At 64.2% G+C, this 23321-nt stretch carries 25 protein-coding genes; 3 read left to right on the forward strand and 22 right to left on the reverse strand.

The features are described 5' to 3' along the window. Positions 1-23: 23 nt before the first annotated feature. From BFN03_RS10425 to BFN03_RS10445, 6 genes are all read right to left on the reverse strand, one after another. Positions 24-1037 (reverse strand): sulfate/molybdate ABC transporter ATP-binding protein, encoded by a 1014-nt coding sequence (locus tag BFN03_RS10425; protein WP_070378944.1) that lies wholly within the window; start codon positions 1035-1037, stop codon positions 24-26. After that, positions 1034-1840, reverse strand: coding sequence for a sulfate ABC transporter permease subunit CysW (cysW, locus tag BFN03_RS10430; RefSeq protein WP_070378945.1), 807 nt, complete (start codon positions 1838-1840; stop codon positions 1034-1036). Before cysW ends, BFN03_RS10425 begins: the two co-directional genes overlap by 4 nt. Further along, positions 1837-2700 (reverse strand): sulfate ABC transporter permease subunit CysT, encoded by an 864-nt coding sequence (gene cysT, locus BFN03_RS10435; protein WP_157109692.1) that lies wholly within the window; start codon positions 2698-2700, stop codon positions 1837-1839. The genes cysW and cysT overlap by 4 nt, the downstream gene beginning before the upstream one ends. A 25-nt stretch (positions 2701-2725) precedes the next feature. Next, complete coding sequence (locus BFN03_RS10440; RefSeq protein WP_070378946.1) at positions 2726-3757, reverse strand: sulfate ABC transporter substrate-binding protein; 1032 nt, start codon at positions 3755-3757, stop codon at positions 2726-2728. A gap of 169 nt (positions 3758-3926) precedes the next feature. Further along, entirely contained in the window at positions 3927-4016 is a 90-nt protein-coding gene (locus BFN03_RS20950; protein ID WP_332309173.1) for an Ms4533A family Cys-rich leader peptide, read from the reverse strand. Between the two features lie 126 nt (positions 4017-4142). Beyond that, on the reverse strand, positions 4143-4334 hold the full coding sequence (locus BFN03_RS10445; RefSeq protein ID WP_070378947.1) for a hypothetical protein: 192 nt from the start codon (positions 4332-4334) through the stop codon (positions 4143-4145). Between the two features lie 77 nt (positions 4335-4411). Here BFN03_RS10445 and BFN03_RS10450 point away from each other — a divergent pair, with 77 nt between their 5' ends. Next, a complete protein-coding gene (locus BFN03_RS10450; RefSeq protein ID WP_070380811.1) occupies positions 4412-6364 on the forward strand; it encodes a glycoside hydrolase family 15 protein in 1953 nt (650 codons plus the stop codon). 40 nt (positions 6365-6404) lie between these two features. Here the strand turns inward: BFN03_RS10450 and BFN03_RS10455 are convergent, their stop codons facing one another. The 4 genes from BFN03_RS10455 to BFN03_RS10470 all read right to left on the reverse strand — a co-directional run bounded on the left by BFN03_RS10455 (position 6405) and on the right by BFN03_RS10470 (position 11457). Further along, positions 6405-7343: an NAD(P)H-dependent flavin oxidoreductase gene (locus tag BFN03_RS10455; protein ID WP_084385765.1), complete on the reverse strand. Its 939-nt coding sequence runs from the start codon at positions 7341-7343 to the stop codon at positions 6405-6407. 68 nt (positions 7344-7411) lie between these two features. Beyond that, positions 7412-9253: a translation elongation factor 4 gene (gene lepA / locus BFN03_RS10460; protein WP_084385583.1), complete on the reverse strand. Its 1842-nt coding sequence runs from the start codon at positions 9251-9253 to the stop codon at positions 7412-7414. 141 nt (positions 9254-9394) lie between these two features. Continuing rightward, the gene (locus BFN03_RS10465; RefSeq protein WP_070378949.1) at positions 9395-10360 is read right to left on the reverse strand and encodes a TIGR03557 family F420-dependent LLM class oxidoreductase; all 966 of its coding nucleotides are present in this window, start codon (positions 10358-10360) and stop codon (positions 9395-9397) included. A gap of 146 nt (positions 10361-10506) precedes the next feature. Next, entirely contained in the window at positions 10507-11457 is a 951-nt protein-coding gene (locus BFN03_RS10470) for an SGNH/GDSL hydrolase family protein (protein WP_232320221.1), read from the reverse strand. A gap of 23 nt (positions 11458-11480) precedes the next feature. Here BFN03_RS10470 and BFN03_RS10475 point away from each other — a divergent pair, with 23 nt between their 5' ends. After that, complete coding sequence (locus tag BFN03_RS10475; RefSeq protein ID WP_070378950.1) at positions 11481-12044, forward strand: type II toxin-antitoxin system PemK/MazF family toxin; 564 nt, start codon at positions 11481-11483, stop codon at positions 12042-12044. Positions 12045-12080: 36 nt separating this feature from the next. On the opposite strand, the gene BFN03_RS10480 is transcribed toward BFN03_RS10475, so the two are convergent. The 3 genes from BFN03_RS10480 to BFN03_RS10490 all read right to left on the reverse strand — a co-directional run bounded on the left by BFN03_RS10480 (position 12081) and on the right by BFN03_RS10490 (position 14966). Next, positions 12081-12845, reverse strand: a complete 765-nt coding sequence (locus BFN03_RS10480; protein ID WP_070380814.1) for an SGNH/GDSL hydrolase family protein — start codon at positions 12843-12845, stop codon at positions 12081-12083. A gap of 178 nt (positions 12846-13023) precedes the next feature. Beyond that, on the reverse strand, positions 13024-13797 hold the full coding sequence (locus tag BFN03_RS10485) for an aquaporin (protein WP_070380815.1): 774 nt from the start codon (positions 13795-13797) through the stop codon (positions 13024-13026). A gap of 296 nt (positions 13798-14093) precedes the next feature. Continuing rightward, positions 14094-14966 (reverse strand): NmrA/HSCARG family protein, encoded by an 873-nt coding sequence (locus BFN03_RS10490; protein ID WP_070380816.1) that lies wholly within the window; start codon positions 14964-14966, stop codon positions 14094-14096. 251 nt (positions 14967-15217) lie between these two features. Here BFN03_RS10490 and rpsT point away from each other — a divergent pair, with 251 nt between their 5' ends. Continuing rightward, the gene (gene rpsT, locus BFN03_RS10495; RefSeq protein ID WP_070378951.1) at positions 15218-15478 is read left to right on the forward strand and encodes a 30S ribosomal protein S20; all 261 of its coding nucleotides are present in this window, start codon (positions 15218-15220) and stop codon (positions 15476-15478) included. Between the two features lie 70 nt (positions 15479-15548). Here the strand turns inward: rpsT and holA are convergent, their stop codons facing one another. The 9 genes from holA to rsfS all read right to left on the reverse strand — a co-directional run bounded on the left by holA (position 15549) and on the right by rsfS (position 23315). Beyond that, positions 15549-16526 carry a DNA polymerase III subunit delta gene (gene holA / locus BFN03_RS10500; RefSeq protein ID WP_070378952.1) on the reverse strand — a complete coding sequence of 326 codons (978 nt, stop codon included), beginning with the start codon at positions 16524-16526 and terminating at the stop codon, positions 15549-15551. Between the two features lie 71 nt (positions 16527-16597). Continuing rightward, positions 16598-16768 (reverse strand): hypothetical protein, encoded by a 171-nt coding sequence (locus tag BFN03_RS20640; protein ID WP_198163256.1) that lies wholly within the window; start codon positions 16766-16768, stop codon positions 16598-16600. Between the two features lie 234 nt (positions 16769-17002). Beyond that, positions 17003-17968, reverse strand: coding sequence for a TIGR03557 family F420-dependent LLM class oxidoreductase (locus BFN03_RS10505; protein WP_070378953.1), 966 nt, complete (start codon positions 17966-17968; stop codon positions 17003-17005). 55 nt (positions 17969-18023) lie between these two features. Beyond that, complete coding sequence (locus tag BFN03_RS10510) at positions 18024-19583, reverse strand: ComEC/Rec2 family competence protein (protein WP_070378954.1); 1560 nt, start codon at positions 19581-19583, stop codon at positions 18024-18026. Next, on the reverse strand, positions 19583-20518 hold the full coding sequence (locus BFN03_RS10515; protein WP_070378955.1) for a ComEA family DNA-binding protein: 936 nt from the start codon (positions 20516-20518) through the stop codon (positions 19583-19585). Before BFN03_RS10515 ends, BFN03_RS10510 begins: the two co-directional genes overlap by 1 nt. Positions 20519-20587: 69 nt before the next feature. Further along, positions 20588-21454 carry a DegV family protein gene (locus BFN03_RS10520; protein WP_070378956.1) on the reverse strand — a complete coding sequence of 289 codons (867 nt, stop codon included), beginning with the start codon at positions 21452-21454 and terminating at the stop codon, positions 20588-20590. A 4-nt stretch (positions 21455-21458) separates the two neighbouring features. Then, positions 21459-22256, reverse strand: a complete 798-nt coding sequence (octT, locus tag BFN03_RS10525) for a diglucosylglycerate octanoyltransferase (RefSeq protein WP_070378957.1) — start codon at positions 22254-22256, stop codon at positions 21459-21461. Further along, a complete protein-coding gene (locus BFN03_RS10530; RefSeq protein ID WP_070378958.1) occupies positions 22243-22902 on the reverse strand; it encodes a histidine phosphatase family protein in 660 nt (219 codons plus the stop codon). Before BFN03_RS10530 ends, octT begins: the two co-directional genes overlap by 14 nt. Then, positions 22899-23315 carry a ribosome silencing factor gene (gene rsfS, locus BFN03_RS10535; protein ID WP_070378959.1) on the reverse strand — a complete coding sequence of 139 codons (417 nt, stop codon included), beginning with the start codon at positions 23313-23315 and terminating at the stop codon, positions 22899-22901. Before rsfS ends, BFN03_RS10530 begins: the two co-directional genes overlap by 4 nt. Between the last annotated feature and the right edge of the window lie 6 nt (positions 23316-23321).

Below are 23321 nucleotides of genomic sequence, written 5' to 3' on the forward strand. Positions count from 1 at the left end.
CGTGGACGTAGGTACGGGAAGAGTTACGAGGGGGCGGGGGCCTCGGTCCCCGGGAGGTCGGGCACGCGCGTCGCCCGCGCGTACACGGTTTGTCCTTCTTCCAACCCCAGTGCCGCGCTGTCACCCCGCGTCACCTGAGCGGAGAACGATTCGCCGGTCGCCTCGTTACGCAGGTCGACCCTGACCTCGAAGCCCAGATGCACCACGCGCTCGACGGTGGCCCGCGTAACGCCTAGCGATTCGGCAGTTCCGGCCTTCTGGGCGAGCGCCATGCCCGGGTCCCGCCCGAGGCGGATGTCGTGCGGGCGAACCAGTTGGCCGTTGAGTTTGGCCACCGAGCCGAGGAACGACATCACAAAATCGTTCGCGGGACGGTCGTAGAGATCCCCCGGTTCGCCGACCTGCTCGATCCTGCCGTTGTTGAGGACCGCGATCCGGTCGGCGACATCGAGCGCCTCCTCCTGGTCATGCGTGACGAGCACGGTGGTCACATGCACCTCGTCGTGCAGTCGCCGCAACCATGTGCGAAGGTCCGTACGCACCTTCGCGTCGAGGGCACCGAACGGCTCGTCGAGCAGCAACACCTGCGGGTCCACGGCGAGTGCGCGCGCGAGCGCCATGCGTTGACGCTGACCGCCGGACAGTTGCGCGGGATAGCGGTGCTGGAATCCGTCGAGACCGACGATCTCGAGCAGTTCGTTGACCCTCTTGCCGATCTCCGACTTCGGCCGCTTGCGGATTTTCAGGCCGAACGCGACGTTGTCACGCACCGTCATGTGCTTGAAGGCCGCATAGTGTTGGAACACGAACCCGATGTCCCGCTTTTGCGGGGAGACGTTCGTGACATCTTTTCCGCCGATGACGACCGTGCCGGAGTCCAGCGTTTCGAGCCCGGCAATGGATCGGAGCAGGGTTGATTTACCGGAACCACTCGGCCCCAACAGCGCAGTCAGCGAACCCGAGGGAATGTCGATGGTGACGTCGTCGAGAGCAGCGAAGGTGCCGTAATTCTTACGGGCTCCGGTCACGGTGATCACGTGGTACTCCTCTTACGGTCGAGCAAGGTCATCAGAAGCAGGGTGATCAGCGCAATGCCCATCAGCAACGTTGCCGCGGCATATGCACCGAAGGTGTTGTAGTCGTCGGTGTAGCGAGAATGCACCAGCAGCGTCAGAGTCTGTGACACGCCCGGAAGTCCCGAGGACACCATGATCACCGCTCCGAACTCCCCCAACGCTCGCGCGACGGTGAGGATCACTCCATAGGTCAGGCCCCACCGGATGGCGGGCAGCGTGATCATCCGAAAGGTCTGCCACCGGTTGGCACCGAGCGTCGCGGCGGCCTGTTCCTGATCCTCTCCGATCTCGCGCAGGACTGGTTCGACCTCTCGTACCACGAACGGCAGGGTAACGAACAAGGTGGCGATGACCATGCCGGGAAGACTGAAGATCACCTTGAACCCCAGCGAATCCAGGCCACCGAACCACCCGTTGACACCCCAGAGCAGGATCAGCGAGACGCCTACCACGATCGGCGAGACGGCAAACGGAAGATCGACGACGGCCTGGACCAGCCCGCGACCGGGGAAGCGACCGCGAACCAAGGCCAAGGCCGTCACGACCCCGAAGACCACGTTGACCGGGACCACGATCGCCACGATCAGCAGCGACAGATTGAGCGCCGAAATCGCGGCCGGCGTACTGATCGATTCGTAGAACGCGACGATGCCGTTTTCGAAGGTGCGGAACAAGATGACGCCGATCGGCAACACCAGCAGTCCGAACAGATAGACCAGGGCGATCGTGCGCAGAGCGATCCGGGTGGGCGCCGACAGCTTCATACGGCCCGCTCCTCGCGACGCTGGGCCCGGCTCGACAGGAGCCGGAGGACGAACAACGTCATGAACGCGATGGCCAACAGGACCACCGACACAGCCGCAGCAGACGCGGGCCTGCCGATTTCGATCTGCTGCTGAATGTACTGAGACGCGACCTGGGTCTCCCGTGGGATGTTTCCGCCGATCAGAACGACGGATCCGTATTCGCCGATCGCGCGGGCGAACGCGAGCCCCGCACCGCTGATGATCGCCGGAATCAGTGTCGGCAGAACCACCTTGCGGAAGATCGTGACGTTGTCGGCTCCGAGCGAGGCCGCGGCCTCTTCCACTTCCCTGTCCACCTCGATCAGCACGGGCTGTACCGAGCGGACGACGAACGGCAACGTCACGAAAGCGAGCGCCACGATCAGCCCGGGCTGCGTCGCGTTCAGCTGAATCCCGATCGGGCTTTGCGGGCCGTAGAGGGACAGCAGCACGATGCTGGCCACGATCGTGGGCAGCGCGAACGGCAAATCGATCAGCGCGTTGACGATTCGTTTTCCAGGGAACTCGTCTCGCACCAGGACCCAGGCGATCAGCGTGCCCATAATTGCGTTCACCACGGCCACCACCACCGAAACGAACACTGTCACACGCAGCGAAGCGAGCGCCGCCGGGCTGGTGATCGCGTCCACAAAGCCGCTGATGCCGTCGCCGAACGACGCGACGGTGAGCGCGGCGAGAGGCAGGACCACCATGACGCTCAGCCACAGCGTCGCGATGCCGATCCCCAATGGTCCGACCGCTCCGGTGACCCGGGCGACCTTTCTCCGGGCGGGTGGGACGGGAGGGGCCGACGGCGCGATGTCGCGGTCGCCGGTCATCGTCTGTATCTCGCTCACTTCGGTCTTACCTGGTTGCATTGTCGTAGATCATGGCGATCGACCCGGAATCCTCGGCGAACAACTCGGAGTCGACCGCTGACCAACCGCCGAAATCGGCGATAGTCCACAGCTTGGTCGGCTCCGGGAACTTTTCGGCGAACTCTGACTTCACTGCGGGATCGACCGGGCGGAACCCTGCCTCTGCCCACAGCCTCTGCGCCTCTGGCGTGTACAGGAAGTCTTTGAACGCCACGGCCTTCTCGAGATTCTTGCTGTTCGCCAGCACCGCGACCGGATTCTCGATCTTGAAGGTGGTCGGAGGAGTCACATACTCGATGGGTTCGCCGTGCTCCTCGAGGAACAGGGCCTCGTTCTCGTAGCTGATGAGTACATCACCCGTGCCCTGCAGAAACGCCTCGGACGCGGCACGCCCCGAAGCCGGCTGAATCCTCATGTGATCGTTCACGAGCGAGGTGATGTACGCAAGGCCCGCGTCCGGATCCTCTCCGCCGTTGCTCTTCGCGGCGTAGGGGGCGAGCAGATCCCACTTCGCGGACCCGGAACTGAACGGGTTGGGGGCCACGACCTCCACACCGGGGCGCAGCAGGTCGTCCCAGTCACGGATGTTCTTGGGGTTGTCTTCCCGTACGACCAGGGTGACGACCGAACCGAACGGAACCCCGTTGTATGCATCCTGGTCCCAGCTCTTGTCGACCAGCCCGAAGTCGACGAGTCGAGTGATGTCGGGTTCGACGGAAAAGTTGACGACGTCGGCTTCGGCACCGTCGGTCACCTTGCGCGATTGGTCACCGGAGGCGCCGTACGACGGCTGGACTTTCACGCCCTCGCCCTCCTCGGTTGCGTCGAACGCGGGGAATATCTTGTCGAAGCCCGGCTTCGGCACTGCGTACGCGTACAGGTTGATCGTGCCCGCGCTGCCGTCCCCTCCTGCCGCTTCGCCACCGACGGTATCGCTCGTGCCGCCGGCGCACGCGGCCAGCGTCACTGCTCCGACCGTCATGAGGGCCGCGAAGTAACGACGAGAACAGCGCCGCATGGGAGATACCTTCCTGAAAATTGGGTGTGTACGAAGAACAGCGAGGAGTTTCCGCAGATGCATCTCGTGCGGCTGGGGGTCCTGGGGCGCACGTGTCCGCTCGTGGAACGGGCGCGAACACAAGTGTGCGCAGCACCGCTCGGAGCTGCAAGAGACGTGCGAAGGGAGATCAGCAACAGTCGATATCGGCGACTGCAAGCATGCCGACCGCGATCAACGCCAATTCGTGGCGGATCTGGTGTACAGCGGCTTCAGACACGCCGAGAACTTTATCAGAGGCCGGATCAACCACTCGAATCGAACAGAACTACCTAGGTGAGCAGCCAGGCCACGATCACAAGGACGATGAGCGCGAGCAGCGCGAGAGTGACGCGTGAGCGTGGCATCAGGGTTCCTCCACCTTCGAAACGTCCCTCCTGAGCAGGACGAAGACTGCGGCCAGGCCGCGATCGAGCAGCCACGCCGCTACCCGGCACACCGGCACCATCACCAGCAGCACGAGGGCAACCTGTGGAACGAACGGAAGCCCGGTGATCCACAGCTCGAAGCCGTCCCACCAACTCGCTATGCGGTCCACCGGCCCACCTTATCCTCACCCGACACGCCTTGGCCGAACAGGTAGACGTCGAGGCGGAAGCGGCAGATGATGAGCAGATGGTGTCCATTGCTGCACACTCCTCTGACAGGGCCCACCGGACCGGCCATCGCCACCGTTCCTTTCCTCCGATCGACGACTACGCCTTCCTGTCGGATTGCGAAACCACCTGCCTGATTGCCCGCAACGGATCGGTCGAATGGATGTGCATTCCGCGACCGGACTCCCCCAGCATCTTCGGCGCCGTCCTCGACCGCAGCGCAGGCCATTTCCGGATCGGACCCTACGGGCAGAACGTGCCCTCGGCCCGGCGTTATCTTCCCGGAGGACTGATCGTCGAAACCACATGGCAGACCGAGACGGGGTGGCTCATCGTGCGCGACGCCCTGGTACTCGGTCCGTGGCACAACGTCGAAGAGCGCTCCCATTCCCACCGCCGCACCCCCACCGACTGGGACGCCGAGCATGTCCTGCTGCGCACGGTGAAGTGCGTCAACGGAACCGTCGAACTCGAAATGAGCTGCGAACCTGCTTTCGACTATCACCGGGGAACTGCGAAATGGGAGTACACCGGCAAGGTCTACGAGGAGGCCACGGCCATCTGCAGGTCCAGCAGTCCGGACAACCACCCGACCCTGAAGCTGACCACGAACATGCGGATCGGCTTGGAAGGGCGGGAGGCGCGCGCCCGAACTCGGATGGTCGAAGGTGACGACGTGTTCGTGGCGCTGTCGTGGTCCCACATGCCGGCGCCGCAGACCTTCGACGAAGCCGCCGACAAGATGTGGCAGACGGCGAAGTGCTGGCGCGAATGGATCACCATCGGCCGATTCCCGGACCACAAATGGCGCGGCCACCTGCAGCGCAGTGCCCTGACGCTCAAGGGGTTGACCTACACTCCAACGGGCGCACTCCTCGCGGCACCGACGACGTCCCTACCGGAAGCGCCTGGCGGCGAAAGGAACTGGGACTACCGCTACGCTTGGGTTCGCGATTCGACGTTCGCGCTGTGGGGGCTCTACAGCCTCGGGCTCGACCGAGAGGCCAACAACTTCTTCTCCTTCCTCTACGACGTGTCGACCGCCGATGACGGCCACCACCATCCGCTTCAGGTGATGTATGGCGCGGGCGGCGAACACACCCTCGAGGAGTCGGAACTGGCCCACCTCTCCGGGTACGACGGAGCCCGACCGGTTCGGATCGGCAATGGTGCGTACAACCAGGTCCAGCACGACATCTGGGGAACGATCCTCGATTCGGTCTACCTGCACGTGAGAACTCGGGAACGCGTCCCGGAGACGCTGTGGCCGATGCTCAAGCGTCAAGTCGAGGAGGCGGCCAAGAATTGGCGGCACCCGGACCGTGGGATCTGGGAAGTACGTGGCGAGCCACAGCACTTCACATCGTCGAAGATCATGTGCTGGGTGGCTCTCGACCGAGGGGCGAAACTTGCCGAACTCCAGGGTGAGACGAGTTACGCGCAACAGTGGTCCGAACTGGCCGACGAGATCAAAGAAGATATCCTCGAGCACGGCGTCGACGCCCGCGGGGTACTCACCCAGCGGTACGGCAGCGACGATCTCGACGCGTCCCTGCTCCTCGCCCCCCTGCTCCGGTTCCTACCCGCCGACGACCCTCGCATCCGCACCACCGTGCTCGCCATCGCGGACGAGTTGACCGAGAACGGACTCGTGCTGCGCTACCGGGTAGAGACCACCGACGACGGCCTGTCCGGAAAGGAGGGCACCTTCACGATCTGCTCGTTCTGGCTGGTATCGGCTCTCGTCGAGATCGGTGAACTCGACCGAGCCAAGCAGCTGTGTGATCGGCTCCTAGGATTCGCGAGCCCCCTCGAGCTGTACGCCGAAGAGATCGACTCCGACTCCGGTCGGCACCTCGGCAATTTCCCTCAGGCGTTCACCCACCTCGCGCTGATCAACGCCGTATTGCACGTCATCCGCGCCGAGGAAGCCGAAGCAGGCACGTTTCAGCCTGCGCACAGCGCCATCTGATCAACGCTGGGTCAACTGTTGCCGTGGTGGTTCGCGCGGACTAGTCGACGAAGCGGCGCAACAACCGTTCCGCGTCGGCCGCGATCTGCCGAACCACCACACCGGCCGGCCGCTCCGACGCGACGAGGCCCGCAGCCTCTCCGGCGTACACGACACCGAGGTCAGGATTGCCGGGGTCGTACGCGGCGACGAGTTCCTCCTCGGGTGCGTCGCTGCCGTGCCAGCGCGAGGTGAACTCGTTGCTCAGTGCCCGTCCACCCCATCGCTGTGGCCACGGTTGTCTTCGCGCCTGATCGAACACCGAGGTGTATACGGTGTCGGTGCTTTGAGCGGCCACGACCCTGCTCCGGGCATACTCGGGTCCGATCGTCTCGGGACTGGCCAGGAGAGCAGTCCCGATCATCGCACCCTCGGCGCCTGCGGCGAGAACGGCTGCGAGACCTCGTCCCGTCGCAATGCCACCGGCCGCCACCACCGGAAGCTCGGTGGCTTCGAGAACCTCCTGAAGCAGTGGCAACGTTGCGATCTTTCCGGTGTGTCCACCGGCTTCGCCGCCCTGGGCAATAACGAAGTCGACCCCCGCCGCTTCGACCACGCGCAAATCCTCGACCGTGTTCACCTGCGACCCGACGAGGGCGCCGGTGTCACGGACCCGGTCGACGAACGGTGCGGGATCACCGAACGAGAGCAACACGACCCGCGGGATCTGCGCCAGCGCCGCGTCGAGAAGAGCGTCGTTGTCGGTGAGCGACCACGTCATGAGCCCGATGCCGAGATCGCTTCCGCCGATTCTCCGGGCTGTCGCCGTCTCGTCGGTGATCCACTCCGGGCTCGCGTATCGTGCGGCACCGAGTAATCCCAGTCCGCCCGCCTTCGTCACCTCTCCGACGAGGGTGCCGCCCGCGCGCCCGCCCATCGGTGCCCCGAGGATCGGCACCGTGAGTCCGAGTGTCCGCGTGAGCCATGTCTCCAAAGCCACCTGCCGCACCTACTTTCAGTCAGAGCGATCGGAGAGAAGCGGGATTTCGGGGACCGCCACCAGTGGCGCTATTTCTTGGGTTTGTCCCCGACAGCTTCGGAGGAGAGCGCGGCTACGAAGGCTTCCTGAGGAACCTCCACGCGACCGATGGTCTTCATGCGCTTCTTCCCCTCCTTCTGCTTCTCGAGCAGCTTGCGCTTACGGCTGATATCGCCGCCGTAGCACTTGGCGAGTACGTCTTTGCGAATGGCGCGGATGTTCTCGCGTGAGATGATCTTCGACCCGATTGCCGCCTGGATCGGCACCTCGAATTGCTGCCGGGGAATGAGCTCACGCAACTTCGACGTCATCCGGCCACCGTAGGTGGCTGCCGCGGAGCGATGCACGATCGACGAGAATGCGTCGACGGCCTCACCCTGCAACAAGATGTCAACCTTCACCAGGTCCGCGAGCTGCTCACCCGACTCCTCGTAGTCAAGGCTCGCGTAGCCCTTCGTCCGAGACTTCAGGGCGTCGAAGAAGTCGAACATGATTTCGCCCATAGGCATCTCGTACCGCAATTCGACGCGGGTCTCGGACAGGTAGTCCATACCCCCGAGCTCGCCACGGCGGTTCTGGCACAGTTCCATGATCGCGCCGACGAACTCGCTCGGCGCGATGACGGTGCACTTGACCATCGGTTCGTAGACCTCGCGCGACTTGCCCTCGGGCCAGTACGACGGGTTGGTGACCACGTGCTCGCTGCCATCCTCCATCACCACCCGGTACACCACGTTCGGTGAGGTCGAGATCAGTTCGAGCCCGAACTCGCGTTGGAGCCGGTCGCGGGTGATCTCCATGTGCAGCAGGCCGAGGAACCCGCAGCGGAACCCGAACCCGAGCGCCACGGACGTCTCCGGTTCGTAGGCGAGTGCGGCGTCGTTGAGCCGCAGCTTGTCGAGCGCGTCACGCAGCACCGGGTAGTCGGACCCGTCGAGCGGGTAAAGGCCCGAATAGACCATCGGCTTGGGGTCGCGGTAGCCCACGAGAGGCTCCTCGGCTCCGCCGCGCGCCGAGGTGACGGTGTCACCGACTCGCGACTGCCGCACGTCCTTCACCCCGGTGATGAGGTACCCCACCTCGCCGACGCCGAGACCGATGCTGGGCTTCGGCTCGGGCGAGATGATGCCGACCTCGATGAGATCGTGGGTGGCTCCCGACGACATCATGGTGATCTTCTCGCGAGGAGAGATCCGGCCGTCCACCACTCGCACATAGGTGACCACACCGCGGTAGGCGTCGTACACCGAGTCGAAGATCATGGCCCTTGCCGGGGCGTCGGGATCGCCGACCGGCGAAGGGACTTGCCGTACGACCTCGTCGAGTAGCTCCTTCACGCCCACGCCGGTCTTGCCGGACACACGCAGCACGTCACCGGGTTCGCAGCCGGTGATGTGCGCGATCTCCTCGGCGTACCGATCGGGATCCGCGGCGGGAAGGTCGATCTTGTTGAGCACCGGGATGATGGTGAGGTCCTTCTCCATCGCCAGGTACAGGTTCGCGAGCGTCTGCGCCTCGATACCTTGCGCGGCATCGACCAGCAGCACCGCCCCTTCACATGCCTCGAGCGCTCGGGAGACCTCGTACGTGAAGTCGACGTGCCCCGGGGTGTCGATGAGGTGGATCACGAATTCCTCGTCGTCCACCTTCCATGGGAGCCGGACGTTCTGCGCCTTGATCGTGATCCCGCGCTCGCGCTCGATATCCATGCGGTCGAGGTACTGGGCGCGCATCTGCCGCTCCTCGACCACACCGGTGAGTTGAAGCATGCGGTCGGCCAGCGTCGACTTGCCGTGATCGATGTGCGCGATGATGCAGAAATTCCGGATCCTTGCCGGATCCGTGAACGTCTTGTCGGCGAAGCTGCTGATGGGGAACCCCTAACCTGGACCGGCACCGGCCCGGGCCGGGCCGCTGTCACCGCTCAGGATATCCAATTCGCGGACCCGACCCCGCCCAGTACCCCCGCCTGCCCGCAATCCTTTGGTCGCGATGGCATAGACCACATGCCATCAGCGGCGCGGCAGCGCTCGCAAGGGTTCGCTGAGTTCGTTGGAGAAGAACTCGAAGAACGCATCCACGTCCAAACCGGCGTTCATCAGTGTCAGATGATCGATGCCGGCATCGACGTGAGCGCGCGCAGCCTCGAGGTGCTGCTCGGCATCCGGCCCGCATGTTATCGCCTCACGGACATCGTCGAGGCTGACGGAGGACAGTACTTCCTCGAAGTCAGCCGTGTTCTTCCTTTCCGCCAGGACATTCCATCCCAGTAGGCCGAACCTCAGCATTCGGTGCGCTATTTCGACCGCGGTGTGCTCGTCCCGCGCCCACGACAACGGCAACGATGCATACTTCGGCCCGGATCCACCGGCCTTCGCGTAGCCCTCCAGTAGTTCGGGGTTCGGCCCGGCCATGAAGAGACCGTCGCCGAGTTCCGCGGCGAGTGCGACGGATGCCGGACCGCCGACCGCCACCGCGATCGTGGGAAGCACATCGGGAAGGTCGTAGACGCGCGCCTCGTCGAGGGTGAGGTGCTTGCCCTCATAGGACTGATATCCACCAGACCACAACAGGCGGATGATCTCGATGGATTCGCGCAACATCTGATGCCGGACGCGCACCGGCGGCCAGTCACCACCGACCACGTGCTCGTTGAGCCGTTCCCCGGACCCGACCCCCAGAGTGAAGCGGCCCTCACTGAGGATCGCCGTGGTCGCCGCAGCCTGCGCGATGATCGCGGGGTGAATACGGAACGAGGGACAGGTGACGCCTGTGACCAGACCGATCGTGTTCGTTTTCGCGGCCGCAGCGCCCAGCATCGCCCACACGAACCCCGAATGTCCTTGGCTGTACAGCCAAGGATGATAGTGGTCGCTCAGCTCCACGAAATCGAAGCCGGCTCGCTCCGCCTCAACCGCCTGTCGAACGATCTCACTCGGATCGAAGGCTTCGGTCACCAACTTGAATCCGACATGCATGGTTCACTCCTCTCGACACGCTCCCGGAAGCGTTCCCCGAATAGAGCGATTTCACACTCGAGGAGGCCAGGGGCGTCGCCACTCCCGGAATGCCGGGTGCTGCGACGACCACTGGACACCTGTGCCGAGTAGGGATGATTCGGCGTTCAGTACCCCAATTCGTCCGCGATCATTTCTGCGATGGCCTGCATACCCCGCTCGTTGAAGTGGGCCGGCTGGGCCTCCGAGGTCGGGATCAGGCCCTCGAACCACTTGTCCTCGGGTGCGGCGCACGGATCGTGTTCGCCGTCGACGGTGGCCTTCCCGATATCGATGTAGTGCGCGCCGTACTTCTGCGCCGCATCGACATACACCTGATTGAATCGCTCGAAGTAGGTGACAAGCCACTGTGCGTCGGCATCGGAGTACGGAATCGACGGCCAGCAACCGCGATTGCCCACGGCCCCGCCGTGCCCGACGATCACGATCTCGGCGTTCGGCGCCTTCTCCGCAATCGCCCCGATCACCCGATCCACCTCGGGCGCCACCTTCGCGATGCCGTCGACCGCCTTCTGTTCGACGTCAGGGTTGTTCCGGCAGTTGCGATCGCCATCCGGGGTCAAGGATGCACAACTCTCTCGGGTGATCACGACGTGATTCGATTCCACCCCACCGATGCTGATCGTGACGAGGTCGGTCTCCGGCCGCAAGGCCTCCAACTGTGGAGGCGCAACCGTGGGACCCACCCGCTGCGGAGTGTCGATGACGTTCTCGACCTGCGCGGCGATGCACGAGACATCGGTGAAAGTTTCGGCGTCGATGATCCGGGCCAGCTTGGAACCATAGTTCTGGTCCGAGCGCATGCAGAAGTCGGTATGCGAGGGCGTATTGATGAACGGTCCGGCCGCTCGTGAATCACCAAGGGCTACATAGTCGAGCCCGTCGCTCCGGTTGTCCGCGCCGGCACCGCCGGTCATCGCCACCGTCGACGCCACCACAGTGCAGACGACCACCGCTCCCCGCGCCCACCATGAACTCGTCATCCCCGTACCCGATCTCTTCAACGAACTTCCGCCCCCTTCGGCGATTGCGCCACGTAGCGGCACATCAGATTCCATTTCGCGCCTACTAAACTCGCCATATGGCAAGCACGTGGAGCGGCTTCTCACGAACAATCGGCCGAATCGTACGGGACCGGGGCCCCGAGTTGCTCCAGCGGCTACAGAAGTCCGATGCACTCGACCGTGTGGCCGGTGTCCTCACCGGCTCGAGGGCCGCCGCGCCGCAGTCCACCCCCGGCCGTCCGGTCAGCTCGAACGCCTCGCCGACCGCCCAGAGGGCCCGGAAGGTCGAATATGCCCCCGATCTCGACGGTCGCGCCGATCCCGGTGAGATCGTCTGGACCTGGACCACATACGAGGAAGACCCGAGTCAGGGCAAAGACCGCCCCGTCCTCGTCGTCGGGCGCGACGGCGACATACTGCTCGGGCTGATGCTGTCCTCGCAAAGCCGACGCGACGGCGATCGGGACTGGATCGCAATCGGCTCGGGCTCGTGGGACTCACAAGGCCGTCCGAGCTGGATCCGCCTCGACCGCGTGCTCGACGTGCCCGAGGAAGGGATTCGCCGCGAGGGAGCGATCTTGGATAGGGACAAGTTCGAGGCTGTCGCAAAACGCCTTCGGGCGGACTTCAGTTGGCGATGAGCCCCGATATCCGAAGTCCCTTACGGGCCGGCATTCTCAGCGGGAGCCCAGATCTTCGGCGATCATGTCGGCGATCGCGGTCATCGCGAGCTCATTGGGATGGGCCGGCTCTGCCGGGGACTGTGGGAGTAGTCCCTCGAACCAACGCTCTCCGAGGGGCGCGCAGGCGTCGTGTCCGCCTGCCACAGCCGACGTCGCGATGTCGATGTAGTGAACCCCATACTGTTCCGCCGCATCGACGTAGATCTGATTGAAACGTTCGAAATACCCGTTCAACCAGACCGCGTCCGCATCCGACACCGGGATGTTGGGCCAGCATCCGCTCAATCCGACGGAACCGCCGTGGCCGATGACGTAGACCTCCGCCTGCGGGGCTTTCTCGACAATGGCAGCCACCACGGCATCGACCTGAGGAGCCATCCGCTCGATACCCTCGACCGCAAGTTGCTCCGCCAGCGGATTGTCCCGACAGCGGGCATCGGCGCCGGGGTTGATCGCCCCACAGAGCAGCGATACCGGCAGGTGGTTGGAACCGCCCCCACCGATGCTCAGCGTCACGAGGTCGGTGTCCGTGCTGAGGAACTCGATCTGCGGCGGAGCTATGCGTGTCCCGACGAATTGCGGGGTGTCGATCACATGGCTCGGCTTCGCCGCCGAACAGGTGACGTCCGTGAAGCTGGTGACGCCGATCCGGGCCGCCAGTTTGGCCGGGTAGTTCACCTCCGGCGAGCGGAGGCAAAGATCCTGGTGAGTAGAGGGGTCAATGAGAGGCCCGGAAGCCCTCGAGTCACCCAATGCCACGTAGTTCAGACTGTCCTGCGACGCGTCCTCCTCTGCCGAGGCGGTCACGGGTAGCGCCGTGAGTGCGAGAACCGCACATGCCAAAATCCCGGCCCGAAGGCCCCTTCTCGTCGACACCCGTGTCCCCTGCCCGCTCGGTTTTGGACGTAACGGGCCGGAATGGTACTACCAGGATCGGTCAACTCTGCAGTCGGTCGTCGCGAGCGAACAGTGATCGGTATACCAGTGCACCCACCACGCCGCCGATCAGCGGAAACACGATGAACAGCCACAACTGGGGCAGCGCACCATTCTGGTAAGGCGCGACAGCGAGACTGCGAACCGGGTTCACGGACGTGTTGTCGATCGGGATGGACGCGAGGTTGATCACAGCGAGCGCGAATCCGATCGAGACGCCGGCGAGGGCCACACTCGAGATCCGGTCGGTCGATGCGAGGATCACGAACACCAATATCGCGGTGAACACGATCTCGACGGTCATCGCCGCACCGATGCCGTATCCGTGTGTAATAGTCCCGCCGAGCGGCCCTTCGGTGGCGGACGGGCTGTGCTCACCCCAGCCATTGGCTGCCAGACCGTCCTCGGCTCGGTCATAAGACGGAAGGCTTTGTGCGATAAGGTAAATCACGGCACCTGCGACAAGGCCACCGAGGACTTGCGCAGCAATGTACACGCTCGCCTTTGCCACGGACAACCGACCGAGAACGAACTGCCCGACGGTGACGGCAGGGTTGACATGACAGCCCGATATCGAACCGATCGAGTAGACGAGGAAAGCAAGCGTCAGTCCGAATGCCATTGCCACACCGAGGTTCCCGACCTTGTCCCCCGCGAATACGGCGGTACCCACAGCAGAGAAAACCAGGATGAACGTGCCGATCGCCTCGGCGCCGAAAATCTCGAGATCCGAGACGGGTTCGACTTCTGCGTATTCCTTCGAGGTTGGAGACATTGAACCCACCTTCATCGAAATGGATTGTCAGTCTTGCTCGAAACAGTCCTTTCAGTGACTTTACGCACGCCGTGAGATCCCCACAACACATTCCATGCAGGCATCGACATCCTCAGGTGCAAATCGTTATAAGAAGGGTCCGTTCATTCTTCGCATCGGGAAGGACCGATCCCGTCCAGCTCTCGACCCCTAATTCGTCGAGCAAGCGCACCGGCAGCTCGAGCGGGCACTCCAGTGCGCCGCGACATCGGTGATCAACGCAGCGCGCGATTCCCGACAGGTTGCAAGTTGACCGATCAGCCGAGGCTCTCGTTGCGTTGCAACCAGCCGGCAAGGTCTTCGACATCGGGATCCAATTCCCGGGTACGGCCGAAGTCGGCGCGGTGGGCCGGGAGCTTGCTGAGCCAGCGGAACATGATCTTCATGTCCTCGTCGTCGCCGAACATCTGCGGCGGGGCCGGGACGGCCTCGACGGCAACACCGAGCCGTTGCCCAACCAGGTTCGCGATCTGCTCCGCGGTCAGCTCATCACCAGCGATTTCGATCGGGGCGGTGTCGGGGTCGGAAGCGGCCAGCAGAGCGGCAGCAACCCGACCGATATCGCGCACGGACACCATCTGGAGGGGGACATCTGCTGGTATGGGGATACCGACCGTTGCCCGGTCGCCATTGCGGACGATCATGTAGGTCAGATTCTCCATGAAGAACGTCGGGCGGACGATGTTGAGCGGCACCAGTCCGGCCAGGTACTCCTCCACCCGCGCCTTGCTCTCGAAATGCGGTATGCCCGTGTGGCGTTCGGCGCCACCAACCGAGCTGTAGACCAGAAAAGGTAGCTGCACAGCGCGTGCGGCATCACCGATGGTCTTTCCGTGTACGGTTTCGCCGTTGGGCCCGGCGGGGCCGTCGATGGTCGTCATGGCAAATGCCGCTGCAGCCCCTTCGAACGCCCGCCTCACAGAGGGCTGGTCGTCGAGGTCGGCGGCCACGACATGCACCCCGCGGTGGGCAAGCGCTCGAGCAGCAGGGCTCTCGACGTTCCGGGTAAGCGCACGGACGGGGATCCGCCGTTCGAGGAGCGCATCGACTGTGGCCGACCCCTGTTGCCCGGTAGCGCCGATCACGGCGACAGGCGCCCGCTCTGGCTCGGTGCGGTCCCACTTGCTCACCGGTATCACCCTCCCCCTTCGCGTCACCACCCTATCCACTGCGCTCGATCTCCCACCGGTTATCCACGGTCCTGTGATCTGTCCGGAATCGTGATTGTGGCGACGTGACCGCACGAAGGGCACATCAGAAGCCCACGCAATCGGCACAGGTTTGGGATCAGCCACCCATCACTGGTAATCTCATCTGTCGGTGCATACGTGTGCGCCCATAATCTTCTCTACAAGCAGATCGAGACGACAGGATTTTAGGCGTGGCCAACATCAAGTCCCAGGTGAAGCGGATCCGTACCAACGAGGCGGCCCGACTCCGCAACCAGTCGGTGAAGTCCTCGCTGCGTACGGCAATCCGCTCGTTCCGCGAGGCCGCGGCAGCCGGCGACAAGGACAAGGCCAACGAGCTCCTCATCTCCACCAGCCGCAAGCTCGACAAGGCAGCCAGCAAGGGCGTTATCCACGCCAACCAGGCTGCCAACAAGAAGTCCGCTCTCGCGAAGGCGGCCAACAAGATCTGACGGACCTTCCGTCATAGGCTCTACAGAAGCCGCCCGATCAGGGGATCGGGCGGCTTCTGTTGTGTCTCGATCACACCCGGCGTAGCTGTGCGACGCGCCCCACCGCCTTCTCAACGGCGTAATCGGGGTCGGCGGCGCCTCCCTTGACATCGGCATTCAACGTGGCGACGATCCGCAGCGCCTCACCGAGTGATGCGGGTGTCCATCCGCGTGCCGCCGCCTGCGCCTTCTTGATCTTCCATGGCGGCATACCCAGCTCCGAAGCCATCCGGAAGGGATCAACCCGCCCCATCGGGGCAACCCGAGCGATCGCGTGCACCGCATCGGCGAGAGCGTCCGCCAGCAGCACGTGCGGGACGCCCTTCAGCATCGCCCACCGCAAAGCCTCGCCGGCTCCGGCGCTGTCGCCGGCGACAGCCAAGTCAGCGACGTCGAACCCGCTGACCTCGGCCTTACCCGAGTAGTACCGCTGGACGGCCGCGACGTCGATCTTCCCGCCGGTGTCGGCCGCGAGCTGTGAGCACGCTGCCGCCAGCTCGCGGAGGTTCGAGCCGACGCCCTCGAATACACTGCGCACCGCGTCCGGCGACACACGGACACCGAGAGAACGGAACTCTTCACGGATAAACCCGATGATGTCGCCCGCCTTCGGTTTGGCGCAGGGGTGTACCACCGCGCCGGACTTCTCGAGAGCCCCCACCATCGCCTTCGCCCTCCCACCACCCGAATGCACAACGAGGAGGAAGACGCCGGGAGGCGGATCACCCGCTGCGGCCTGGACGGCTGCCACAGCATCCTTGCCCGCCTCGGCGGCCGCCTCCAGCACCACCACTCGGTCTTCGGCGAAGAGGGACGGACTGAGCAGTTCGGCGAGTTCTGCAGCCCCCGCGTCTCCTGCCCTCAACCGATTGACGGGAAGCTCTGCGCCGTCCGCCACCTCCGCCGCCGCCCGTACCTGGTTGATGACCCGGGCCACCGCGCGATCGACGAGGAACTCCTCGTCGCCGAGGATCAGATGGAGCTGTTCAGGCTGAGTTGAAGTGCTCACTCGACGATCGTGCCACGCGCCGGGGACACATTCACAACGGCGGCCCCACCCCAGGCGGTGCCCGCACGCCGTCAGCGCAGTTCCACCGGATCCGGGTTTTCGGCGATACCCAGCATCGACAGGAGCATGCGGCAGTCGTCGGTGTCCAACGATTGCGCAGCTACCACCCGTTGCGCTTTCCGCACCTGCCCGGCATCGAGTTCATCTTCCGCGCCGAGATCTGTCTGTTCCGATTCCGACATAGCCCCTCCCCCATCCAATGCAGGTGCGTTCCAAGACCGTTCACCTCAACATCTGCCACCGGATCGTAGTCGGTCGTTCGGTTCCACATGCGCACATCGGAAATCGAAGCCGAAACGATACGCCAAGAGCCCCATTCGTTACCTTCGCCGACAACGCGGGCCCATCCGTCGCCGCACGTACGAGTTTTCCGACTCTCCTTAAACAGAAGCACTTTTCGCAAGTACGACACAAATTCAGGCGCCGGACAGAGATCGCAACGGCTCACTCAATTCGTTAGAAAAGAACTCGAAGAACCCATCGACATCCGGCCCCGAATTGACCAGTACCAGATGATCGAATCCGGCATCCACGTATGGGATTGCCACGTCGAGATGTCGCTGGACATCCGGTCCACAAGCAACCACCTCCCGAACATCCGCTGTGCGGATCGAGGACGACGCCTCCTCGAAATCGACCCGGCTCTTCAGTTCCGTCATGGCCTTCCATCCCGTGAACGCGAACCGGAGAATTCGGTGCGCCGATTCGGCAGCAGTGTCCACTTCGCGCGCCCACGCGACCGGTACCTCTGCGTACGTCGGCCCCAACCCACCGGCTTGCGCGTACTTCTCCAGCAGTCCGATATCGGCTGCGGTCGACAACAGAGCGTCACCTAGTTCCCCAGCGAGCGCGGCGGAGGACGGGCCCCCGGCTGCCACCAAGATCTTCGGGAGAGCGTCTGGAAGGTCGTAGATACGCGCATCATCGAGCGTGAGGTATTCGCCCTGGTAGGAGTGATAGCCGCCGGACCACAGCATACGAATGATGTCGATCGACTCACGCAACATCTGGTGTCGGACGCGTACCGACGGCCACTCGCCTCCCACCACGTGCTCGTTGAGCCACTCACCCGACCCGAGTCCGAGCATGAAACGGCCCTCACTGAGGACGGCCGTGGTCGCCGAGGCCTGCGCGATGATCGCGGGGTGAAGTCTTGCGAACGGGCACGTCACGCCCGTGGCCAGACCGATCATGTCGGTATCAGCGGCTGCAGCGGCCAGCATCGACCACACGAACCCCGAATGCTCATGGCTATAGAGCCACGGATGATAGTGGTCACTCACTTGCACGAAGTCGAACCCGGCACGCTCCGCCTCCACCGCTTGCCGAACGATCTCTCTCGGACTGAAGTTCTCGGCGATCAACTTGAAACCGACCTGCACGTTTCTTCCCTTTCGTTTTGCCCCGTCCTTCCGGCGTTCCCCGACGCGATCGTTCTCACACCCAATCGACCAGAGACGTGGGCCAGATGGGCGCCCACAGCACCACCACGCCGATTGATACCCCGACAATCACCAGTCGGGACCATCGACGACGCCATGCCAAGGCGAGGCCCAATCCGACACTGAAGACGACGACCGCACCGGCGAGGCCGCTCGGCACCGCAATCGACGCGCCAGGTATACGGGCGCCCTGGTCGGCGACGGTCACAAGCCACCACAGCGGCCAGTGGGTCAGACTCACCACGATCTCCGCCGCTTGTATGTTCACCGCCGCTGTCAGTGCCGCGGTGGCCCCTACAACCGTAATCAACCCGACCACGGGGGCAACCAAGACGTTCGCGACCACCGACACCACACTGACGGTTCCGGCCATTCCTGCGACGATCGGGGCGGTCACTGCGAAAGCGGCGACGGACACGGCCAGCGCCTCGGCAACCACACGCGGCCACCCTCGCCCTACCAGCACGTCGATCCAGATCGGCGCAACCACGATCAACCCTGCGGTGGCCGCGACCGACAGGGCGAAGCCGAAGTCCACGGACAACTCCGGCGACCAGACCAGCAGGACGATGACACTTGCGGCCAGCGCGGGCAGTGCCTGCTTTCGTCGTCCCGAGACAAGGGCCAAGAGCGCGATCGACCCCATCGCGGCGGCGCGCAACACACTTGGCGAGGGTCGCGCGACCACCACGAATGCGATCAACGCGAGAGCAGCGAGCACGGCCCCCGTAACAGGTCCGAGGCCCACACCGCGCACCGCGAGAAGCACGGCCCCCAGCAGGATGCTGACGTTCGCCCCTGATACAGCAGTGAGGTGCGTCAACCCGGTCACAGTGAAGTCTTCCTTCACCTGACGCGGCAATGCCGATGTGTCGCCCACGACCAGACCTGGCAAAAGGCCTGCCTCTTCGGCCGGCAACACGGCGGCAGCGGTAGCCAGCCTCGCGCGGAGAACCCCCGCCCACCGCTGGTGTGGGGGTGCGGGCCCCACCTCCAACGGCGGGCCCTCTGCCCGGACCGTCGCGAGGCCCAGGTCCCTGTGCCGGGGCACGCCGAGCTGCCCACGCAGGACCACCCGCTGTCCCGGCAGGATCTGGTTCCATCCCTCGGACGGAGCAAGGACGACAACCGCACCACCCGAGACAATGATCTCGGTGGACTTGTGGATCTCGATCAGCTCCGCGTCGAGGACGACCCGACGCTCGAAGCCTGGGATCGCGTGCGGGTCGCTGACCGGTTTCACCACGAGCGTCACCCACGCCTCACTGTGGGCCAGCGCGTTCAAAGGGTGCTGCTCGACGGCCTGTACCCGCCACGCCGCAGCCGCGGCGCAGCACGAACCGAACACCAGAAGTGCCAGTATCGCCCACGTCCACCCCTCCCTCCCACGCAGCGCGCACGAAGCAGCGAGAGCAACGGAGAGGGCGGACAGCGAACCCGCCAGCACCCAGGCGGAGCCCGACCCCCACAAGATTCCGACGAGCGTTACCGCCCAACATGTTCCAGCGAAAGGAACCAATCGCAGATCGAGCGGGAACGGTTCACCCGCGACCATCAGAGAGTGACTTGCGGACGTAGCTTCGCCAGACGCACCGGGCCGATTCCGTCGACCTCACCCAATTGGCTTATGTCGGTGAACTTCCCGTTCACGGTTCGCCACGCGACGATAGCCGCCGCGGTGACTGGGCCGACCCCGGACAGTGCGTCGAGTTCGCTCTCCGTTGCCGTGTTCACATTGACCGGACCCTCGATTGCCCCGGAAGTCGCCGCTCCCCGAATCTCCGAACCTGTTCCGCCGGCCCCACCACCGACAGCGCTCGGTGGCGGGGCACTGGCCGCCGCACCCACCAACACCTGGTCTCCGTCCGAGAGTCTTTGCGCCAGATTCAGTCCGAGTGTGTCGCCGCCATCGCGAACTCCCCCCGCCGCATCGAGCGCATCGGCCACACGTGAACCCGCAGGTAGTCGGATCAAACCGGAGGACGCCACCAGTCCGACTACACTCACCACAATCTCTTCGGCGGGCGTCGGCTCGGTAGGCACAGGCGGCACCACATCATGGACACTGGGCTCGGCCGAAGACAGCGGTGGCTGCGAGTACGCGTCAGGCAGAGAGGGAACCGCCTGCGTCTCCGCCTGGCCGCTGCGAACACTGACCACAGCGACCATCACGACGACGATCCCCACCACGATCAACGCGATCGCGCCTGCGCGCCCGGGATCGATCCTCGCGTTACGCCAACGGTCGGGAAGTGCCAAAACACCCCAGCGACGTCGCGCCGACCATGAACTGTCATCGCCGATTCCGTCGAAACCGGAGTTGTCGTCGCCGAATGTGAGTCCAGCGTTGGTGGCTCCGGTTTCGGCGACACGACTGTCGGACAACCATTCCGGAGCCGCAGGTGTGCCGCGCGTCAGCGCGTCCTGCTCCCTCGATGTGAGGAACGCGAGACGGGTACGCACTCTCGAACGTTCTTCCCTGATGCCCATGGAGGCGAGGCTAGAGCGTCCCGCCTGCGCGACATGTGTTCTCACACGGCCGGAAGAACGGGGTGTGAATCAATCAGGGGTTGTGGATGAATCGCCCTCTTCGTCTTGCACCGATGGTTCCGGGCACAGCACGATACCGACGGCTCCGACCCCTACGTGCGCTCCGATCACCGCACTGAAGTCGGTGACGACAATATCGCTGATCTGCGGAATCCGATCCTTCAACTGTGCTGCTACCGCATCGGCGCGGCGCCGGGCGTCCATATGATGCACAGCGATGGCCGTCCGTCCCTGGCCTGCGTATTCAACGGCCGCGTCAACCATCTTGGCGACGGCCTTGGTCCCGGTCCGCGTCTTTTCCTTGAGAACAAGTCGCCCGTCCACGAGATGAAGGACCGGTTTCATCGCCAGTGCGGTACCGAGCAGGGCTGCCGCCGTTCCGATCCGGCCACCTCGCCGCAGTTGGTCGAGCTTGTCCACGACGATCAGACAGTGACCGCGGCTTGCGACGTCCACTGCGCGCCGGTAGACGGTCTCGAGCGCCGCGCCTCCCTTGGCTGCCCGCGCAGCCTCGAGGACCGGGTATCCCAATCCCATTCCCGTGGACTGGGAGTCGATAATCCGTACGTTTCCACCGAATTTCTGTGCCGCTTGACGGCCCGCCTCCCACGTGGCGGACAACTGCCGCGAGATATGGACCGCGAGGACTCCCGCGCCACCACTCGAATCGAGCGCTTCGGCGTATGCCTCGGACAGTTCGTTCTGCGACGCGCCAGACGTGGTGACTCCGGTGAGATCCGCGGGAACTGGGTCGATGCCTTCTCTGAGGTCTTCGTCACCGGCCAGGACGTGCAACGGCACCACGCGAATCCCGTACCGCTCGACGAGTTCAGGCTCGAGTGATGCAGACGAATCGGTGACAACGACTACAGGCATCGGCCTACTCTGCTCCGTTCGGCACCGTTTCCGCGGGAATCTGGTCTGGGAAGTCCTGACGCGCGACTCCGGCGGAGCGAATCGCGGTCAGCATCGCCTCGGCGACTGCGACGTGCGCGTCCCAGCCCCAATGAATGCCATCGGGGTTGCCCTGACCGCTGAAGATATTCGTTCGAACCGCTTCGGCGAGGTCGACCAGAGGAACTTTCTGCGCCTCCGCCCAAGCGGTGATAGCAGTGACCGCGGCTGGGCGACCCGAGTGGGCTTTGCCGTAGGCCTCGCTGCGGTGCACCGACGGCAACGTTCCAATGACGGGCAGCGAGGGTCGCACATACGCCAGTGCCGAACGTGAGCTCTCCAGGTATTCGACGCTCACTCGCGGGGGTAACGCCACGGGCCAACCCAGCCGAGACAGCCGTGGCTGAAGCCACTGGTAGCCGGATCGCACCATGCGACGCAGCGCCGGCGGACGAATGTAGCGCAACTGCTCCCTCAGCGCGGTGGGAAGCGGCGATGGAAGGGAGTCCATCCCACCCACCGCGAACACCACTGCACCGGCTCTGGGAATGGCAGCCCACACGCGCGGATCCTGGGTCAGTGCCCACCAAGCGTCGCGACTGGTCCAGCCGATCCGCGCCACCAATTCGACATCCCAGTCCAATTCTCGCGCAACACGATTGGGCCAGATGTCGGGATGATCGGACGGCAGCCCTCCCTTGGGGCCGTAGTACGACAGCGAATCGGCAAGCACGAGCAGGACCGGGCGCCCCCCGGGACCTGACCCTGCATCAGAGGTTGTCACTGGCCACACTCGCAGAAGCGTTCCACACGTCGAGTCGCCACTCGAGCGATTCCAGACTTCCATGGGCACTCAGTTGCGCCCAGCTGGCGTTGCCCAACCCGCCGAGCGCCGGCCACCGGTCTACCGGAAGGTCAAGCAGTGTCGCTGTAAGCGCCGCGATCAAACCTCCGTGAGCTACCAGCACCACCGGCTGCTCCGCCCAGCCTTCGTACTTCTCGATCAACTCGGCAACCATTGGTTTGCTCCGCCGCGCCACATCGATACGACTCTCCCCGCCAGGCGGCGCCCACGTCGCGTCACCTCGCCACTTGGCCCGGGCACCAGGCGACCGCGTGTCGACCTCGAGGTGAGTGAGGCCTTGCCAGTTCCCGAGATGCGTCTCACGTAGGCGAGTGTCGATCTGTACCGGCAGACCGACGTTGTCGCCGATCTCGACAGCGGTGTCGTAGGCCCTACGCAGATCCGACGACACGATGGAGATCGGCGCGCGACCGACCAGCGCCGATGCGGCGTTGCGGGCCTGAGCCCTACCCAGATCCGACAACTCGGTATCGAGCTGGCCCTGCATACGGTTGTCGGCGTTGTATTTCGTCTGCCCATGGCGAAGCAATATCAGCCGTCGGGTGGCGCCGGGAACGTCTGTCACAGTTCGGATTCCTCGATGTCGGCGTCGGCCCCGTCATCGGCCGAACTCCCCTGTCCGATTCCTTCGACCGGGACGACTGGACAGTCCTTCCACAGTCGGTCGAGGGCGTAGAAGTTTCGCTCCTCATTGTGCTGAACGTGGATTACGACGTCCACGAAATCGAGCAGCGCCCAACGGCCTTCACGCGTGCCTTCGCGTCGCACAGGCTTGTGACCTGCATCGCGCAGACGTTCCTCGATATTCTCGACGACGGCGTTCACCTGCCGCTCGTTCGGCGCGGAGGCGATGACGAAACAGTCTGTGATGACCAACTGCTCGGAAACATCGAGCACCACCACATCGGAGGCCAGCTTCTCGTCGGCAGCCAGTGCCGCGATGCGTGCCATCTCGATGGCTTCGGTCGTTGCGCTCACGCGATG

It is taken from the genome of Rhodococcus sp. WMMA185, from assembly GCF_001767395.1.
In the GTDB taxonomy this organism is placed as follows: Bacteria; Actinomycetota; Actinomycetes; order Mycobacteriales; family Mycobacteriaceae; genus Rhodococcus_F.

Excerpts from the sequence above, each read along its gene's own strand:
- cysW (WP_070378945.1), bottom strand. The coding sequence starts at position 1,840 with ATGAAGCTGTCGGCGCCCACCCGGATCGCTCTGCGCACGATCGCCCTG.
- cysT (WP_157109692.1), bottom strand. The coding sequence starts at position 2,700 with ATGACCGGCGACCGCGACATCGCGCCGTCGGCCCCTCCCGTCCCACCC.
- BFN03_RS10440 (WP_070378946.1), bottom strand. The coding sequence starts at position 3,757 with ATGCGGCGCTGTTCTCGTCGTTACTTCGCGGCCCTCATGACGGTCGGA.
- BFN03_RS10450 (WP_070380811.1), top strand. The coding sequence starts at position 4,412 with ATGGTGTCCATTGCTGCACACTCCTCTGACAGGGCCCACCGGACCGGC.
- BFN03_RS10465 (WP_070378949.1), bottom strand. The coding sequence starts at position 10,360 with ATGCATGTCGGATTCAAGTTGGTGACCGAAGCCTTCGATCCGAGTGAG.
- BFN03_RS10470 (WP_232320221.1), bottom strand. The coding sequence starts at position 11,457 with ATGGAATCTGATGTGCCGCTACGTGGCGCAATCGCCGAAGGGGGCGGA.
- BFN03_RS10475 (WP_070378950.1), top strand. The coding sequence starts at position 11,481 with ATGGCAAGCACGTGGAGCGGCTTCTCACGAACAATCGGCCGAATCGTA.
- BFN03_RS10485 (WP_070380815.1), bottom strand. The coding sequence starts at position 13,797 with ATGTCTCCAACCTCGAAGGAATACGCAGAAGTCGAACCCGTCTCGGAT.
- BFN03_RS20640 (WP_198163256.1), bottom strand. The coding sequence starts at position 16,768 with ATGTCGGAATCGGAACAGACAGATCTCGGCGCGGAAGATGAACTCGAT.
- BFN03_RS10510 (WP_070378954.1), bottom strand. The coding sequence starts at position 19,583 with ATGGTCGCGGGTGAACCGTTCCCGCTCGATCTGCGATTGGTTCCTTTC.
- BFN03_RS10515 (WP_070378955.1), bottom strand. The coding sequence starts at position 20,518 with ATGGGCATCAGGGAAGAACGTTCGAGAGTGCGTACCCGTCTCGCGTTC.
- BFN03_RS10520 (WP_070378956.1), bottom strand. The coding sequence starts at position 21,454 with ATGCCTGTAGTCGTTGTCACCGATTCGTCTGCATCACTCGAGCCTGAA.